This window comes from Propionimicrobium sp. BV2F7 (genome assembly GCF_000510445.1).
Lineage (GTDB): Bacteria > Actinomycetota > Actinomycetes > Propionibacteriales > Propionibacteriaceae > Propionimicrobium > Propionimicrobium lymphophilum.
In genome coordinates this window covers 392,116-409,488 of record NZ_AZIS01000004.1, presented here as the reverse complement: position 1 = coordinate 409,488, position 17,373 = coordinate 392,116, and the positions used below count along the sequence as shown (strand labels likewise).

At 60.2% G+C, this 17,373-nt stretch carries 16 protein-coding genes; 9 read left to right on the top strand and 7 right to left on the bottom strand.

The window, feature by feature from the left end:
* The first annotated feature begins 563 nt into the window (after positions 1-563).
* The 3 genes from HMPREF1255_RS06200 to HMPREF1255_RS06190 all read left to right on the top strand — a co-directional run bounded on the left by HMPREF1255_RS06200 (position 564) and on the right by HMPREF1255_RS06190 (position 4,030).
* Positions 564-1,181: a hypothetical protein gene (locus tag HMPREF1255_RS06200; protein ID WP_155948500.1), complete on the top strand. Its 618-nt coding sequence runs from the start codon at positions 564-566 to the stop codon at positions 1,179-1,181.
* Positions 1,181-2,236, top strand: coding sequence for a hypothetical protein (locus HMPREF1255_RS06195; protein WP_024111115.1), 1,056 nt, complete (start codon positions 1,181-1,183; stop codon positions 2,234-2,236). The genes HMPREF1255_RS06200 and HMPREF1255_RS06195 overlap by 1 nt, the downstream gene beginning before the upstream one ends.
* 84 nt (positions 2,237-2,320) lie before the next feature.
* Complete coding sequence (locus HMPREF1255_RS06190) at positions 2,321-4,030, top strand: glutamine--tRNA ligase/YqeY domain fusion protein (protein ID WP_036917270.1); 1,710 nt, start codon at positions 2,321-2,323, stop codon at positions 4,028-4,030.
* Positions 4,031-4,357: 327 nt separating this feature from the next.
* On the opposite strand, the gene HMPREF1255_RS06185 is transcribed toward HMPREF1255_RS06190, so the two are convergent.
* A complete protein-coding gene (locus tag HMPREF1255_RS06185; RefSeq protein ID WP_024111269.1) occupies positions 4,358-5,059 on the bottom strand; it encodes an NUDIX domain-containing protein in 702 nt (233 codons plus the stop codon).
* A gap of 69 nt (positions 5,060-5,128) precedes the next feature.
* On the opposite strand from HMPREF1255_RS06185, the gene nadA reads away from it, so the two are divergent.
* From nadA to HMPREF1255_RS06165, 4 genes are all read left to right on the top strand, one after another.
* On the top strand, positions 5,129-6,130 hold the full coding sequence (nadA, locus tag HMPREF1255_RS06180) for a quinolinate synthase NadA (protein WP_016454994.1): 1,002 nt from the start codon (positions 5,129-5,131) through the stop codon (positions 6,128-6,130).
* Positions 6,130-7,725, top strand: a complete 1,596-nt coding sequence (nadB, locus tag HMPREF1255_RS06175; RefSeq protein ID WP_036917268.1) for an L-aspartate oxidase — start codon at positions 6,130-6,132, stop codon at positions 7,723-7,725. Before nadA ends, nadB begins: the two co-directional genes overlap by 1 nt.
* Positions 7,722-8,576 carry a carboxylating nicotinate-nucleotide diphosphorylase gene (gene nadC / locus HMPREF1255_RS06170; protein ID WP_024111149.1) on the top strand — a complete coding sequence of 285 codons (855 nt, stop codon included), beginning with the start codon at positions 7,722-7,724 and terminating at the stop codon, positions 8,574-8,576. Before nadB ends, nadC begins: the two co-directional genes overlap by 4 nt.
* 105 nt (positions 8,577-8,681) lie before the next feature.
* Positions 8,682-9,290, top strand: a complete 609-nt coding sequence (locus HMPREF1255_RS06165) for a TM2 domain-containing protein (protein WP_024111144.1) — start codon at positions 8,682-8,684, stop codon at positions 9,288-9,290.
* Here HMPREF1255_RS06165 and HMPREF1255_RS06160 read toward each other — a convergent pair.
* The 6 genes from HMPREF1255_RS06160 to HMPREF1255_RS06135 all read right to left on the bottom strand — a co-directional run bounded on the left by HMPREF1255_RS06160 (position 9,287) and on the right by HMPREF1255_RS06135 (position 14,016).
* On the bottom strand, positions 9,287-11,761 hold the full coding sequence (locus tag HMPREF1255_RS06160; RefSeq protein WP_024111279.1) for a PEP/pyruvate-binding domain-containing protein: 2,475 nt from the start codon (positions 11,759-11,761) through the stop codon (positions 9,287-9,289). The two genes, HMPREF1255_RS06165 and HMPREF1255_RS06160, sit on opposite strands and share 4 nt — an antisense overlap.
* Before the next feature lie 38 nt (positions 11,762-11,799).
* On the bottom strand, positions 11,800-12,246 hold the full coding sequence (rplI, locus tag HMPREF1255_RS06155) for a 50S ribosomal protein L9 (protein ID WP_016454999.1): 447 nt from the start codon (positions 12,244-12,246) through the stop codon (positions 11,800-11,802).
* Between the two features lie 12 nt (positions 12,247-12,258).
* On the bottom strand, positions 12,259-12,495 hold the full coding sequence (gene rpsR, locus HMPREF1255_RS06150; RefSeq protein WP_016455000.1) for a 30S ribosomal protein S18: 237 nt from the start codon (positions 12,493-12,495) through the stop codon (positions 12,259-12,261).
* 68 nt (positions 12,496-12,563) lie between these two features.
* Positions 12,564-13,118, bottom strand: a complete 555-nt coding sequence (locus HMPREF1255_RS06145; protein WP_016455001.1) for a single-stranded DNA-binding protein — start codon at positions 13,116-13,118, stop codon at positions 12,564-12,566.
* Between the two features lie 110 nt (positions 13,119-13,228).
* Complete coding sequence (gene rpsF / locus HMPREF1255_RS06140; protein ID WP_024111011.1) at positions 13,229-13,519, bottom strand: 30S ribosomal protein S6; 291 nt, start codon at positions 13,517-13,519, stop codon at positions 13,229-13,231.
* Positions 13,520-13,632: 113 nt separating this feature from the next.
* Positions 13,633-14,016 (bottom strand): rhodanese-like domain-containing protein, encoded by a 384-nt coding sequence (locus HMPREF1255_RS06135; RefSeq protein ID WP_016455003.1) that lies wholly within the window; start codon positions 14,014-14,016, stop codon positions 13,633-13,635.
* 31 nt (positions 14,017-14,047) lie between these two features.
* On the opposite strand from HMPREF1255_RS06135, the gene HMPREF1255_RS09435 reads away from it, so the two are divergent.
* A complete protein-coding gene (locus HMPREF1255_RS09435; protein ID WP_081717344.1) occupies positions 14,048-15,322 on the top strand; it encodes an extracellular solute-binding protein in 1,275 nt (424 codons plus the stop codon).
* A gap of 94 nt (positions 15,323-15,416) precedes the next feature.
* Entirely contained in the window at positions 15,417-17,369 is a 1,953-nt protein-coding gene (locus HMPREF1255_RS06120; protein WP_024111209.1) for a penicillin-binding transpeptidase domain-containing protein, read from the top strand.
* The last annotated feature ends 4 nt before the right edge of the window (positions 17,370-17,373 follow it).

The window sequence follows — 17,373 nt, the reverse complement described above, 5'->3', positions numbered from 1 at the left end:
ACTCCATTGGAGCTGGTTGATCTTTTAGCTTCTGGTCGGTTTCTGACCTGGCAGCTCCCTCTTGTGGCTGGTTTGCACGTCGACGGGATTAGCGTGGAAGAAATTGTTCGACGTCGAACTTTTTCCTCCTCGTTTTTTGCACTTGGGCCTGGTGGCCACTTTTCAGGCTGAGGTTGTGGGAGTTCGGGTCTTTTCGTCACTGGGCACGTGTCTCCGCTGCGTTCTCATCGCAAGCGATGAATCACTTCGCTCCCGCCACGCCTTTACGTTCCTTCAAAGACCCGAACTCCCACAACCGTCGAGATGTTCCCAGGTCAACCACCACGTCACCAGGATCAGCCGGATACAAAAACCGGCATAAATCGACAGTCACGCGTAAACACACAGAGTTATCCACAGGATTATCCCCAGAATGGGGATAATTACATGCATGTAATTACAGCGATGTTGGTAACCCTGTGGATAACTGTGGATAAATGGTTATTTCCCACACGAGTGTTTGAGGGGTTCCTGTCGCAATGGGCGGCATCGTGGGCTTGTCGGGGACGTGCGAAGATGAAGATATGAACGATTACCTGGGCGCGCTTTTTGCCACGCTTGGCGCATCCCTGAGCCTGAACGGGGATGGCGGCAATGTGCGCGGCTGGGCGGTGTCGGTTGGCATCGGATTGGTTGCGGGCGTCTCCACCATGCTCGGGCAGTGGGCGGTGCTGGCTATTAATAGGGTGCGTGGGCTTCGCATGGCCATGACGTTGTTGACGTCGGCCGCAGGGATGCTCCTGAAAGGCGCCATCCAGTCGGCGCTGTTCATCTTGCTCGGAAACCTGTTTTTGGGTGTCGATCTGTCGCTGAGTCAGGTGCTGCCCCTGGTGCTCGCGTCGTACGGTCCGTTCTGGTTCGGTTTCTTAGTCGTGCTGCCCTACACGGGCCCGGGTATCGCGCGAATTTTGAACGTCTGGGTGCTGCTGGCGATGTGGTCGTTTGCCATAGTCAGCCTGGGTTTGACCAGGCCAAACGCGTTGCTTCTGACGCTGGGCGCTTGGCTCGGCGCGCAGCTCATCGACTGGTGTTTCGAGTTGGCCCCGATAAGGCTCGCCACCCGCGTTTTCAGGTGGGTCAGCGGGAGCGAAGGCGTCACGTCCGACGATCTGATGAGGGCTGCAGAGGATAGGCGAGTCTGATGATCGTTTTGCAGATTATTTTGGTCATGGTTTTGGGCCTGGTGATCGCCGGCCTATTCGCCCCCGGCGAGGCCCTGTCTTGGTGGCAGCGCAACTATGCTCATATGGATTCTTCGCCGGCCGCCCCAATTATCGACTGGCCTAGACTCGAGCAGGCAAAGCAGGCCCCGCTCGAGCAAGAAATAGAGCTACCGGCCGAGGTGGCGGATAATGTTGCCCGGCCGAAACCGGTGGTTGCGGAGGATGGCGACGAGCACTATCTGGTTTACCTTTCCGGCATCGGCACTAGCGGGCCCGACCAGCTGCCCGTTTTTGAGGTTCCAGTCGTCGATGAGTTAGCCAAGCGCCTCGGAAAGACCACCGTTATTTGGGATATCTACCCATATTCTGTGGAAAACCAGGCGTTGACCACCGGCAGACGCTTCTCGGGGCTTTGGCAGAAGCTGAGAATCTGGAAATTCGAGAAAAAACCGGGGCGCTTTTTGGCGGTCATGATCAACGTGCGTAACGCCTTCCAGATGCTCGTCAGTTCCGACCGTAGATATGGACCGGTGTTCAACCTGGCGGTCGCCGAACAGATCTCGGCGGCGCTGCTTCGTCATGGCTACAAGCCCGAGGAGAAGAAGCCGGTCACTTTGCTCGGTTGGAGCGGTGGTGCGCAAATAGCTCTCGGCGCCACCTGGTATCTGTCCGCGCTCGGCGTGCCGGTTCGGGTGATTTCGATGGCCGGCATCACAAGCTCCGACCCCGGAATCGATCGTGCAGTGAAAATCTGGCACCTGCGTGGGCACAAGGATAACGTCACCAAGGCAGGGCTGCTGTTGTTTCCGCGGCGCTGGCGGATTTTTAAGAACACGTCGTGGAATCGTGCTATCAGGGACGGCCGGATTCAGCTCGTCGACCTGGGCGCGCTCACCCACACCGGCGAGTTCGGCTACTACTCGGCCAAAACAACCCTGCCCGACGGGCGCCAACCCCGACAGGCCAGCATCGACCATATCGTTAAGGTGCTCGTCGACGAGGGCCTGGCCACGGACACCGACGGCAAGTTTTAGCCAACGGCTCCGGGGCTAGCGGCTTTGGGTTAACGCGGCGAGCGTATTGGGTAAGTTGTGGGTAACGCTGATAGTTTTGCCTGCATGAGCGAGTCGAAATCTAGTAATGGCGCAGGCGACTTCATCGCCGACATGGTTGCTGCTGACATCGAGGCGGGCACCTACGGCGGCAGGGTGCAGACGCGCTTCCCACCCGAGCCTAACGGCTACCTGCACATCGGTCACGCGAAGGCCGTGACGGTTGACTTCGGCATCGCCGAGCAGTTCGGCGGCATCTGCAAGCTGCGTTTCGACGACACTAACCCGGACACGGAGGACGTGGAATACGTCGACTCCATCATCGAGGACATCGAGTGGCTCGGCTACGAACCCGACGAGGTGATTTACGCCTCCGACTACTTCGAGGACTTGTACGAATGGGCGGTGCTGCTCATCAAGAAAGGCCTGGCATACGTTGACGATCAGGACGGCGAAACCATCTCCGCCCAGCGCGGCCGCTTCGGTAAGCCGGGAGTGAATTCCCCCTACCGGGACCGTTCGGTGGAGGAAAATCTTGACCTGTTTAAGCGGATGCGTGATGGCGAATTCGCTGACGGCGAGCGAGTGCTGCGCGCAAAAATAGACATGTCTGCGGACGAGATGAGCCTGCGCGACCCGGTCATGTACCGCATCCGTCACGTGCCACACCACCGCACCGGCACCAAGTGGTGCATCTACCCCAACTACGACTGGGCGCACGGCCAGTCGGACGCGCTCGAGCACGTCACCCATTCGCTTTGCACGCTCGAATTCGTTTCACACCGCCCGCTTTACGACTGGTTCCTGTCCCACCTGCCGCTGCCCGCGGAGCAGCCCCGCCAGACGGAGTTCGCCCGCTTGGAGTTGACGCACACCGTCACCAGTAAGCGCAGGCTGCGCAAGCTGATCGAGGATGGCATCGTTGATGGCTGGGACGACCCCCGCATGCCTACTCTTTCGGGTCTGCGCAGGCGCGGCTACCCGCCGGCGGCGATCAAGAATTTCTGCCGCGACATCGGCGTTTCCCGCACCAATTCCAGGCAGTCCATTGAGGAGTTGGAGAGCTACGTGCGTCGCGAACTGAACAGGACGGCGCAGCGGCGCATGGGTGTTCTGCACCCGTTGAAGCTGACGCTCACCAACTGGCCCAAGGACGAGGCCGGCAACCCTGTGGTCGAGTATTTCGAGGTGGTTAATAACCCGGAGAACCCCGACGACGGCAAGCGCAAGGTTGCTTTTACCGGTGATCTGTATATCGAGAATGACGACTTCGCCGAGGTTCCCCCGCCCAAGTTCTTTAGGCTTTCGCCGGGCCGCGAGGTGCGTCTGCGTGGCGCATACTTCGTGACCGCCACCGACGTGGTTAAGGACGCCGACGGTAACGTCGTCGAGGTTATTGCCACCTATGACCCCGAGACAAAGGGCGGCGATGCACCCGACGGCCGCCGCGTGAAGTCCACGATGCACTGGGTGTCTGCCCCGCACGCCGTGGATGCCACCGTGAACCTCTACGACAAGCTGTTCACCGCCGATCTTCCCGGAGCCGAAACTGGCGAGCCGCTGGATGATCTGAACCCGAACTCCCGCGAGACACTGACCGGCTGCAAGGTCGAGGCATCTCTGAGCGACGTCCCCGGCGGCGAGGTCGTGCAGTTTGAGCGCCTCGGCTATTTCGCCAAGGACAAGTTGGCCGAGATGACCTTCCACCGCACGGTCGGCCTGCGCGACGAGTGGGCCGCAATTCAGCGGCGCGCCCAGAAGGCGAAAAAGCAGTAACCGCGCGTAATCAAGGTGGTTAGTCTTTTCGAAGACTAACCACCTTTGTTTTGTTCAGTTTGATTTACTGGGCAGGCCGTTTTGTGCTTTATTTGGCTGCTCAAGTTCGGCTGCTGCCATGGTTAGGTTTTTCGAGCTCTTTCGCCGTGTCTTCGTTTCGCTCTCATTGCTTGCGCAATGTCGAGCTTCGCTCCCGCCACGCCTTCAATGCTCTAAAACCTAACCCTGCCAACAGCCTTGCCTGGAAGATCGGAAACGAAACGAGCCAATCATCGTTAGCCTTCCATACCAGGTTTCGGATTCTAGAAGCTGATGGTTTTGTGTAGCTCAACTCTCCGGCCGAAGCACAGCGAACGGGTCTGTCACCACGAGTTCGTGTACCGCGAAGCGGTACAGCTGCGCGGGGCGTCCACCCTTGGAGCCGGCCGTCGTCTTTTTTGGCAGCTTTTCTAGCTGGCTGCGACGGGTCAAGACTCTCTGTAGGTTCGTCGGGGCGACGTCGTGGCCTAGCGCTGCGGTGTAGATTGCCCGCAGCCCGGCGATGGTGAATTCGTCGGGTGCCAGCGCGAAGGCGATGTTGGTGTAGCTGAGTTTTCCGCGCAGCCGTTCCACGGCGTAGTTGACGATTTCCGCGTGGTCGAAGGCCATGTCTTTCAGCTTCGAAACTGGCAGCCAGTAGGCATTGTCGGGAAGGTCGATTTCTTGCTCGGCCGGAATCAGGCCGAGGTAGCTGGTGCCGATTGTGCGCTGGGCCGGGTCGCGGAATGGGTCGGATCTGGTGTCTAGCTGCTCCAGGTATGCCACGCTCTTCAGGTTTGTGCGCCGGTTCAAGTGGCGCAGCACGGAATCGCCGATCTGTTCGTCAATCTCCACCGGCCCGCTCGGCAGCGCGGGGTGGCCGGAAAATGGTTCGCGTGGGCGTTCCGAAACCAGCACACTGAGGCTTTCGCGCACTTGCAGAACAGCCGCGATCGCCTCGTGGCGATACAGGGCAACTCCGCTGTTGTCTCTGGCAGGTTGTCTCGTCACAACAAGGATGATAACCTAAAATCCGGTTTTAGCCTATAAGGCGAAAACCCAAGGATTGGAGTTTCGATTATGACGCAGACACTGAGCGAAAACCGTCTCGCCACCTCTTGGCAGGACGAAGTGCGACGACTAGCCCGTGAGCGCGATGCCGTTATTCTTGCGCACAACTATCAGGCGCCGGAGATTCAGGATGTGGCCGACCACGTCGGCGATTCCCTGGCGCTGTCCCGCATAGCTGCCAGCTCGGATGCGTCGACGATCGTCTTTGCTGGCGTCCACTTTATGGCCGAGACGGCGAAGCTGCTCAGCCCTCAGAAGCGCGTGTTGATTCCGGAACAGCAGGCCGGCTGTTCGCTTGCCGACTGCATCACCGCAGACCAGCTTCGCGCCTGGAAGGCAGAGCATCCGGGCGCGGTTGTGGTTTCTTACGTCAACACCACCGCCGAGGTTAAGGCAGAGACCGACATCTGCTGCACCAGCTCCAACGCTCTCGAGGTGGTCCGCTCGATTCCCGAGGACAAGGAGATCCTCTTCTGCCCCGACCAGTTCCTGGGCGCGCACGTTCGTCGTCGCACCGGCCGCGACAACATCCACATCTGGATGGGCGAGTGCCACGTGCACGCGGACATCTCCCCCAACAGCCTCATCGACGCCGTCCACTCCAACGACGGCGCGAAGCTCTACATTCACCCCGAGTGTGGTTGCACAACCAGCGCGCTTTGGCTTGCCGGTAAGGGCGATCTGCCGGAGGAAGACACGAAGGTTCTTTCCACCGGCGGAATGCTCACCGCGGCCCGCAACGAGACCGCAAAGAAGGTGCTCGTCGCCACCGAGGTCGGCATGTTGCATCAGCTGCGTGCGGTCAACAAGAACACCGACTTCCAGCCGGTGAACGCCGGCGCGGTCTGCCCGTTCATGAAGATGATCACTCCCGAAAAGCTGCTCGCCTGTTTGGGTGAACCCAGCGAAACGAGAGTCTTTGAGGTGGACGTCCCGGAGGACGTCGCCGTCAAAGCGCGGGCCGCCGTGGAGCGCATGATTCAGATTGGAAACCCCGGAAGCGCGGAGTGATGCTCAAGCTAACTGCCAACGCAACTAAACACTGTGACGTCGTCGTAGTTGGCACCGGTGCCGCTGGCCTTTCGGTCCTGCTGCACCTGGCCCGGGCGGGTGTGGAGACAATAGCGGTTACCCGCGGCTCGCTGCGGGACTCGTCGACGGATTGGGCTCAGGGTGGTCTGGCTGCGGTTTTCGACCGGAACGACGACTTTGAATCGCACATCGCCGACACGCTGGAGGCCGGAGCCGGGCTGTGCGACCCTGTGGCGGTTCGCGAGTTGGTGACGGCTGCCCCTAGCGCCATCAACAGGCTCGTCGAGATGGGCGCGATCTTCGACCGTGAACCCGACGGCAGCTTCGATCTGCACCTGGAGGGTGGCCACAGCGCCAACCGAATAGTGCACGCCTACGGTGACGCGTCCGGCGCGGAGGTCGAGCGAACCCTAGCCGCCACTCTCGCCGGTGTGCTGAAGGATTCGCGCGCCCAGGTGTGGGAAAACACCAGGGTCGCTGATATTTTGACCAACGATTCGGGCGTCGCCTGTGGAGTGCGAGTAATAAACGACGACGGCGTAACGGACGTCCTGGCCAGCGTCGTCGTGTTGGCAAGCGGGGGCATCGGTCAGCTTTGGCCGGTGACGAGCAACCCGCAGGTGGCCACGGCAGACGGAATCGCGGCCGCTTTCCGTGCCGGCGCCCGCGTTCGCGACTTGGAGTTCACCCAGTTTCACCCCACCGTTCTGTTTGATTCGCAGGCCACAAAGCGCGGAATGCTGATCTCCGAGGCCGTGCGTGGGCATGGCGCAAAGCTGATCAATTCTGCCGGTGAGCGGTTCATGGTTGGTAAGCATCCGCTGGCTGAGCTGGCGCCCCGGGACGTCGTATCTGCGGAGATCATGGCCGAGCTGGAACGCAGCGGCGAGGCCTGCGTCTACCTAGATGCCACCGAATTCGGCGACGATTGGCGAACTACTTTCCCGCTCATCTTGCAGCTTTGTAACAGCCGAGGCGTCGATCCGATCTCCTCCCCCATCCCGATTCATCCCGCAGCGCACTATTCCTGCGGGGGTGTCGAGGCGGATCTGGACGGGCGCACCAGCGTCGACGGACTCTACGCGGTTGGCGAAGTGGCATCAACCGGAGTGCAGGGTGCCAACAGGTTGGCTTCTAATTCGTTGACGGAAGCTCTCGTGGCCGGCGATCGGCTGGGCGCGGCTCTAGCGTCTGGGGCTTTCCCCTCTCCTGGCACGCCGGTTGCTCGCCAGCCAGAAGATTTCGTCTCGGCGGAATCGATCGAAAAGATAAAGTCGAATATGCAGAGCCATGCATTCGTCACCCGCGACGAAGAGGGTCTGCTGCGCCTGAGCGAAGAGCTCGGCAGGCTGGGCGCCGGTTGCTACAGCGATCGCGCGCTGACCGCGACGAATCTGGCTACCGCCGCCGAAATAATCGGCTTCGCTGGTTTAGGTCGGGAGGAATCGAGGGGCTGCCACAGGCGCAGCGACTTCCCCGACAGGCGGGACGAGTTCCGCTATCGGCAGGCCGTCGTGCGCGGAGTGCATGGCATGGAAATCATCAAACAACCGATCACCGGAGGCCTCAAATGAGCGACTATTTTGCAAGCGACGTTGAGCGGGCTGTCGACGCCGCTCTGGACGAGGATTTACGGCTCGGCCCCGACGTCACGACTCAAACCACCGTGCCAGCCGACGCAACCGGCGTCGCGTTGGTGGTGGCCCGCGAACCGGGCGTGATCTCAGGCGTTACTCCCGCACTGCTGGCGGCCAAAAAGGTCTCCGAGCGGCTGGGGACGCCCATCGAGGTGGAGAAGGTTTTGGACGACGGTGCCCGCGTTAAAGAGGGCGACATCGTGCTGAAGGTCAGCGGCCCGATTCAGGCGATCCTGACCGCCGAACGCACGATGCTCAACTTTTTGGGCCAGCTTTCCGGCGTCGCCACGGCAACCGCGCGCTGGGTGGACGCCGTCGCTGACACCGGCGCCAAGATCCGCGATACCCGAAAGACCGTGCCGGGCCTGCGCCTGCTGCAGAAGAAGGCGGTCGTAGATGGCGGAGGCGTTAATCACCGCATGGCTCTAGGCGACGTCGCGCTCATCAAGGACAACCATGTTGCGGCGGCCGGCGGCGTGAAGGAGGCGTTCGATGCCGTGCGGGCCAAGGCTCCTGATGTGCCCATTGAGGTCGAGGTGGACACGCTCGAGCAGATGCGCGAGGCCATCGATGCCGGCGCAGATCTGATTCTGCTGGACAATTTTACCCCCGAGCGGATGCGCGAGGCTGTCGAGATTTGCCGTGCTGCCAACGTGAAGACCGAAGCCAGCGGCGGTTTGCATTTCGATGTAGCGAAGGCGGTTGCCGCCAGCGGGGTGGACTACATCTCCATCGGTGCCCTGACCCATTCCTCCAAGGTACTAGATCTGGGCCTGGACTTGCAGTAGCAGAGTTGGAAGACTGTTCGCGCCGCAGAAAATTTAGTTGGTAACATGATTTTGGGCCGGCAAACCGGCTCAGATTCTAGCCCTTTCTAACTAACTGGAGAATCGATGAGCCAGGACAATTTTCCTTACGGCCAGGACAACAACCGGGCCCAAAACAACGAGAATTATCTGTACGACAGCTACCAGCCGAACCCGCAAGATGACGACCTAGACCTAAACCTGCGCAACGAGCAGCCCAGCCAACCAGATTTTCAGCAGTCGGGAGCCTCTCAGCAGAATTTCTCCAACCCTGCGCCTACGGATGCTTACCGCCAGCCTGGATACCAGACGGCGGTGAATCAGCCTGCGCAAAGTCAGCCCGGCTATCAGCAGCCGCCCGCCTATAACCAGCAGCCGAGCTACGGCAATTTCCAGCCCAACTACGCCGTCTCGCCGGCTCAGCAGTACCCTCCGGCCCAACAAAAGTCGAAGGTTGCTGCCGGCCTTCTCGGAATTTTCTTCGGCTCGCTGGGCATCCACAATTTTTATACCGGGCGCACCAATATTGCTCTGATCCAGCTGATTGGTTTTCTCGGCAGCTTTATCCTCTACATAATTTTCATCGGCCCGCTCATTCAGATGGCCATCGGCCTTTGGGCATTCATTGAGGGCATCCTCTACCTGTGCGGCTCGGGCTCCTACGCCTACGACGCCAAGGGCATCCCACTAAATTAACTGCAGCAGATGACCTGCTGGGTGGCGATGTCGCTGTAGAGCACCTGGCCATCCAGCTTCGCCACGTGGAGGACGTCGGCCAGGCTAGCTAGGCCCGGTTCGACGTCCACCAAATGATTTGGCAGGTCAGTTATCTTTTCGATGTCGAAGACGACGTCCCTAGATTCGGTGAACAGGGCCAGGTAGAACATTCCCTGCTCGACGATCTCCTGGAAGAAGTGGCTGCCTTGGCTCAGCTCCGGGCGGAAATTGCCCTTCGGGTAAGTGAATTCGGCAAGCACCCCGGCGTTGTTCAGCTCCGTGAAGTGGCTCGGCACGCCCAGCGAGGGAGTTGTCGTCCCCCAGCGCCCAGGCCCGGCGATCATGAACGACGTGTCCGAAAGCGCGCGGTTCAACCGCCCGATTCCGCGGGCAACCGAGTAGCGCTGCTGGGTGGAAAGCTGCAGATAGGCTTCCGGACGCACGATAACCGCGTATTCGATGGGCATCCGCACATTGCCGCCCATGAAGTTGCCGCGCTGCTTGATCAGCACATCTTTCGGGTCCTTCGGCATCTGGACGCGGCTGCCCAGGCCTTTTGTCTGTAAAGGACGGCACTGAACCAGGTTGATTAACGGGACTCCTTCGGCGTCGATGTTCACCGTGAATTCGGTGTCGACCGGGTAGTCGTACGCATTCGCCAGGGTGGCAAGCATCTCGCAGATGGTTTCGGCGAAGTCCGTGCCCTCCAACAGGCCCTTGAAATCCAGCACCTTCGGGGTCTGATTCAGCTTGCGTCCGGCGTGGCGAAGCCGCATGACGGTTGGGTGGTCGACGGACGCGAACAGCCTCCAATCGGCGTCGATCGGGGTATCGATCAACGTGTTGAGCGCGATCGTCGAAAGTTTAGAGTTCTGCAGGTCGAGCACGTCCACGTATCGCTGGCTGTGGCTGCTCGGGTCTCGGACGTCGACGGGCAGTTCGGGTTTGTCGAGCGCCACCAGCTTCGGGTAGTCGCTGAGAGTGCGGTCCACCGCCCTAGTGCCGAGCCCGAACACCAGCCGCATCAACCCGGCCTGCGGGTCTAGCGTGGCGTCCCACACGTAGATGTTCGACGAGTTTCCGACACCCGCCGCGTGCGGAAAGAAGAGGTCGCCGTGGCGAGCCCCCGAGACGCGCTGGACGAGGATCGACATCTGTTCTGGCGACTGATCCAGGCCCCTGTTTAAACGGTAGACGAGCGCCTCATCGCCCATGACCGACGCATAGACGGTTCGGATGGCGTCCTCAAGTTCCTTCAGCTGGCTTTCTCGGCTGCCCTGATTGGTGCAGAATACGGACTCGTATTTGCCCGCGAACGCGTTTCCGAAGTTGTCCTCGAGCAGTGAACTGGAGCGAACGATGATCGGTGCCCCATCGAAATATTCCAGCATCTGCGAGAATTTTGCCCGCACACTAGGCGGAAACGTGCCGTTTTTTAGGGCTGCGTTCAACTGGGCTCCAACTGGAAAATAGCTGGTGGGAGTCTTCTGCTCGCTCCACAGCTGCCACAGATCGTTGGCGATTATGTACTCGAAGAACAGGTCCGAGCCGAGAAAATAAGAATCGTGGGCCTCCATTTTGCCCTCGAAGCGCCCCGTGTGCTCCAGAATCGAGCGTGCCACTAGCACGCCGACGGACTTTCCGCCGATCGGCCCAGAGCCGATCTCGCGTTCCGCTATTTTGACGGCGTCGCCCAGCGTCATGTTGCGTTTCGCCAGCTCGACGAGGTCGCCCTCGGAACCCATCGTCGTTTCGATTAGCAAGTCGCGGTTCGCCTCCCCGGTTTCTCCGGCGGCAAGCAATCGTTTGGATTCCTCAATCAGCGAATTCCAGCCGTCCAAGCCAGCTGGGTCGACGACCGTAGGGGTCTCGACGGCCTCGCCCGCTAGATTTACCGGCCCAGGAGTCTTCCGTAGCCAGAGCTTCAGCGGGTTGATTCGGCACTCGTCGCCGAAGCCGAAGACGTCGCAAACCACCTGAGCGCTGTCCAAAATCTTGTTCAGAGCAGGGTTTGTGTGGGCGCTCTTTTCCAGACCGAACGCGCTGACCGCGTTCAGCTCAAAAAGCCGCTGGGAGGTCACGTGGAAGAAGTTCGCGATGGAAAGATCGGAAAGCCAGCTCGATTTAAGTTCGCTCAGCGGATCGAAGACGTATGCTCCGCCGGTGCCATTGCCCAGCAGCAAACGATTTATCTGGGATGTAAACGACTCGAAATTGTTAGCTTCCAGCTCAAAAACCCGGACCTCGGAATCCAGCAGAACAGGGTTGGAACCGAACCGCACGTAACTGACCTCGACGCCATCGTCGAGAGCGGCACCGGCGAATGCCCTTACCAGGGCTAAGTATTCGGAAAAATCCGAGTACTGCCAGACGACGTTATCGCCTGGCAGGAAACGTCCCAAGACGTGATCGAGCCCAGCAAAACCGGTACTTAACCGTTCGTAGCTCATGGCTAGAACATACCGCGCTTTGCTGGGCTCAGATAAATTTACGCAGCCACGACCTCTACGGTTACGTGGGCAATAACAGCGTCGGTCAGTTCGATCTCGATGGTGTGCTTGCCAACCTGCTTAACCGGCTTGGCGGTGGAGATGATGCGACGATCCAGATCCGGGCCGCCGGCCTTCTTGATGGCCTGAGCCAGGTTCTTGGTGGTCACAGCGCCGTACAGGCTGCCAGACTCGTCAGCGCGAGCCGGGACGGTGACGTCCAGGTCCTCGAGCTGAGTGCGAATGGCCAGAGCGTGCTCGTTGTCGCGAATGGTCTTCGCGGCGCGGGCGCGCTTGATGCCCTCGATCTGCTTTGCGGTGCCGCGGTTGTACGCAATAGCGAGGCCCTGCGGAACCAGGTAGTTGCGGCCGTAGCCGTCACGAACGTCAACGACGTCGCCGGCGATGCCCAGGTTTTCGACGGAGGCGGTCAAAATTAGCTTCATTTTATTCCCCTCTTATCGGTTGTTGGACGTGTACGGCAGCAGTGCGAGCTCACGCGCGTTCTTGATGGCGATGGCCACCTTGCGCTGATCCTGAACGGACAGGCCAGTTACGCGACGGGCGCGAATCTTGCCACGCTCAGAGATGAACCTGCGCAGCAGCGCGGTGTCTTTGTAGTCAACTTCGCCGATGCGCGTCGTCTTGACGGGCACGACCTTCTTTTTGCTCACAATCTTGCGACGATTTGCCATTGTGGTGCTCCTTAAATGGGCCCGGCGTGATGCCGGAATGGTCTCGGGTAATTACTGAAATTTATGGATCAGAACGGAGGCTCTGAGCTCTGTGCGTCGGCCCAGGGATCTGGGTTGGTGCGGTTGAAGCTCTCGTCCTGGCTAGGCTGCCAGGAGTTGCCGCCGTCGGAGGGCTGAGAGAACTGCTCGCCAGACTGGGACTGATCCCAGTTACCGCCGCCAGCGTTGAAGCCGTCGTTGTAGCCGCCGGACGAACGCCCCGAAGTGCGGTTGACGGTTGCGGTGGCGTAGCGCAGCGAAGGACCGATCTCTTCAACGTCGATCTCAATGGAGCGACGGTTGTTGCCCTCGCGATCTTGATACGAGTTGCTCTTCATCCTGCCGCTGACGATTACCCTCGAGCCCTTTGTTAGGCTGTCGGAGATATTCTGCGCCAGGTTCCGCCATGCAACACAGTTCATGAACAGAGCCTCGCCGTCGCGCCACTGGTTCGTGGTGCGATCGAACGTGCGCGGAGTGGATGCCACGGTGAAGTTCGCCACAGCGTCTCCGCGCTGGGTGAAGCGGATCACCGGGTCCGCCGTCAGATTGCCGATGAGAGTGATGATTGGTTCACCAGTCATTGTCTGCCCTTCCAGTTGTGCTGCATTGAGTAATAGCTAGCTTGCCACCAGCCACTGACAATTTCGGATCTGGAATCTGAAATTGTGGATAACTTATGCAGCAGCAGGCTTTACTTGCTGTCGGTGCGCATGACCTTGGCGCGCATGATCTTCTCGTCGATAGCCATCAGACGATCGATCTCGGAAACAGTCGCCGGCTCGCAGGTGAGCTGCAGAACGGCGTAGATAGCCTCGGCCTTCTTGTTGATTTCGTAGGCCAGACGACGCTTGCCCCAAACGTCAACGTTGTCGACGACACCGTTCTCGCTGGTAACAACCTTGGTGTACTTCTCGATCAGCGCGGGAACCTGACGTTCGTCAACCGCGGGATCGATAATGACCATAATTTCGTACTTGCGCATGCTTGACCCCACCTCCTTCGGACTAAACGGCCACGAGACGTTCCCGTGGCAGGAGGGATATTGCTTGCGAAAGCTAATAGTACCTGCTGAAAACTTCGAAAGTCGAACGTGGGTTACTTCGGCTTGCCAGGCACCAGCGGCTGGCCGTCGGCGACCCAGGCCAGCAGGCCACCAGCCAGCGACTTTGCGTCGAAGCCCTGTTCGCGAAGCATATGCGCGATCGCCGACGCGTGCTTGGGTGTGGCGCTGACCACGACGATGGTTTTGTCGGTCTCCGCGAACGGGTCGTTGGCCCAGATGGCGTCGACGGGAGATTCGCGCAGCGCGCTCAACTCGACGAACTTGGCTCCGGGAATGTGGCCCCGCTCGTAGTCAACCTCCGAGCGCACGTCGATGAAGACGCCGCCCTCAAGACGCGCCTGCAGTGCGTCCAACAGGCTGAGTTCGTCTGGCCCGGGCTCGGGCGCGGCCGGCTTGAACAGATCGCTAAATGCCATGAGCCAAGCTTAAGGCCTTAAACTTGCACCCATGAGAATTTCTCGGTTGTCCTGCGCTGTGATGCTCGCTTCTTGCCTGGCGCTATCTGCGTGCCAGTCGCAGCCATCGCAGCCGGCCCCATCCACGCCGTCGTCGACGCCGGTGAAGGTGAAGATGCTGTGGTGGGGAACGCAGCAGGAAGAAAGAGTGCTTAACGACCAGATAGCCGGGCTGGGGCTTGACGTCGAGGTTGAGAAAGTGGCCGCCGACGAGGTGGAGGACGTTCTGGCTGAGCGCGTCGAGGCCGGGGACACGCCCGATATCGTTCGCACGCTGCGTCCCCGAGAGGTCGAGACCAAAGAGTTGAGCATGGAGTGGGACTTCGTCGACGAGGCTAAGGCGGCGGCAACCGACGACGGCTCGCTGATCGCCGCCCCCTACGACGCGGCCATGACGGCTACGTACGTGAATAGCGAAGCCTTCGCCAGGGCCGGCGTCGATGTGCCACCTTCCGGGCATCCGTGGCGCACCTGGGAGCACCTGATAGCCGACGCCGAGCGCGTGAAGGACGCAAACGGCATGTCCAACGCTTTTGCGATAAGCAACGATCCGCAGACGCTGGCAGCCTTCTTCGGCAGCTACGACAATTCTCTGATGGGAAAGAACCCGCTGCACGTGTCTTTCGACGGCAACACCGCCGTCAAGAGCCTGAAAAATCTGAAGGGCTGGGTGGAATCTGGCGTGCTGAACGCCGATGTCTTCCCCAAATACGTGGCGCCGGACCCCGATTCGACTCCCACCCCCTCTCCTAGCGCCTCGCCCAGCGCGACTCCGAAGCCTTTCGAGCCGGCAACCGCGACCGCTCTGCAGCTTTTCGAGCAGGGCAAAGTGCCGGTGGTGATAGTGCCAGCCAGGACGCCCGCGCCAAGCAATTCCGTCCGTGTGGATAATCCCTGTCAAGAGGTCTGTGGTGGCTTGCCGCAGTTCAGCTATCTCGCCGCGCTGACTTCAGACGGTGTCGCCTCTAAAGTGATCGAGGCGCTTACCAGCGTGGACGCGGATTCGGCGCGCGTCCAGGCAACCGGCGGGCTGCCCGTCCATCCGGAGCTAATCCCGCAGGACGTGCAGGACGAAGAGGGGCTGCTCGGTGAGTACGCCCGGCTGAGTGTCCAACAGATGTCCAGCGGCATATCCCCCATCACCGCAGGCTTGACGGATTGGCCCGGCGAACAGATCGCCAAGCTGTTGGCCGATGAAGCCACCGAGCTGGAGGCAGCCAGTCAAATGCGAGAGGTGTTGACCAAGAGCGTCAAGGCTTATGAATAAATAAGTTCCTAAATGCCCTCCGCAAAGCGCGGGTAAATAAAAATGTCGGTGCTCACCGATAGCCTTGAATCGTAACTTCGACGATTGGTAATCGATGGCACAAAAGATATTTTCCAGGCTAGCAGCGGCCGCTCTGGCTTGCCTTTTTATTGCGGGCTGCAGCAAGCCCGGATACACCCCGCCCGATGGTGCCGAGGAGATAGGCGAGGCTTTGGCAAATGTGCTAGCCAGCGGCCAATTCAATGGTCTGCAGGTGGCCGGAGACACCCAGGCAGCCGAGGCCGATTTCGACGAGGTCATCGCGGGAATGCAGGGGCTGCGTCCCGAGGTCAAAGTCGGCGAGATCAAATACGAAGGCACGATGGAAAACCCGGCGGCTCAGGTCTCGCTGAATCAGAACTACACGTTCAGCCGCAACGTCGAGCCGCAGGACGAGTCCGCCAGCCCCGAGCCCACCCCTTCAATTAGCCGTTGGGCCTTCACCAGCAAGGCGAATCTGGTCTACGAGGGCGGCTGGAAGGTGTCGTGGGCCCCCAGCATCGTCCACCCGCAATTGGACGAATACACCCGCCTGGTTTATGAACGGACCAGCCCCAAGCGTGGCATCATCACGGACCGTAACGGAGCCGCGATCGTTTCCGAGCAGCCGGTATATAAGGTCGGTGTCGACAAAACCAAGCTGAATGGTGCCGATGGCGACGAATCCGCGCGCAGACTCGCCGAGTTGGTGAAGGTGGACGTCGACGCCTACGTTTCTCGTTTCCAGGCCAGTGGGCCACAGGCTTTCGTCGAGGCGCTCACCGTGCGCTCCGAAAAGCTGCCCGAGGGCATCGAGGAGATCCCGGGCGCGATCGCGCTGGGCGCCAACATGCCCCTTGCCCCGTCGGAGAACTTCGCCGGCAACATCTTCGGCACGGTTGGAGAGGCAACCGCAGAGGAGATCAAGAATTCCGACGGCCTGCTCAGCGCCGGCGATCAAGTGGGCAAACAGGGGTTGCAGAAGAGCGCAGACGCCAGGTTGCGCGGAGACACCGGCCACAAGATTTCGCTGAAGTTCCGAAAGAGCGTCAGCAAACAGACCCAGGAGGAGCTGGCCAAGCCGGCCACTCCCTCGGCAGAGCCCATAGTCGAGGCCGATCTGTTCTCGCTTTCCCCTAAGGGCGGCGAGGCCGTTCAGACGACCCTGAACATGTCGATCCAGACTAAGCTCGAGGCCGCGCTGGCGAAGTCGCCGGGCAAGATCGCCGTCGCCGTCTTGGACAAGGATGGCGGAATCCTCGCCGCCGGCACGTCACCGGATGTTGGGAGCCAACCGCTAGCCACCGTCGGGCAGTTCCCGCCGGGTTCGACGATGAAGGTCGCCAGTTCTCTGGCCTTGCTGCGTCGCGGCGAGAAACCGACGTCGAAGGTGGACTGCTCCGAAAAGGCCGAAGCCGGAGGCCGCGAATTCACCAATTATCCGGGTTACCCCAAGGTGTTTATCGGAAAGATCTCGCTGGCCAATGCACTCGCCCAGAGCTGCAACACCGCATTCGTCAACGCGAAGATCACCAGCAAGGAGCTCAGCTCGGCGGCAGCCAGCCTGGGCATGGGCGTGGATTACGACGCTGGCTTCGACTCGTTCTACGGTTCCGTGCCCGCCACCGAGGACCCGGTGGTGGCCGCAGCCAATTCCTTTGGCCAGGGTCACGTGCTTGTCTCACCGATGGCGTTGGCCGCGATGTCCGGGTCCGTGAACTCTGGCAAATCGCTGGTCGCCCACCTGCGCACGGACGTCGTCCCCACCCTGGATGCCAGCCCGATCACCGAGGACGAAGCAGCCCAGCTCAAAGAGATGATGGAGGGCGTGCTCAAGGGCACTGGCTCCAGTTACGCTAAGTGGTTAAGCGGCGCCAAGACCGGCACCGCGGAGTTCGAAGAGGGGTCCGAAACCAAGACCCACATCTGGGTGACAGGTTTCTCTGGCGACATTTCAGTAGCGATAATCGATTATGACGCTAAGGATGGCAAGAATTTCGAGCCGATCCTAACCGCTATTTTCAAGTAGTTAA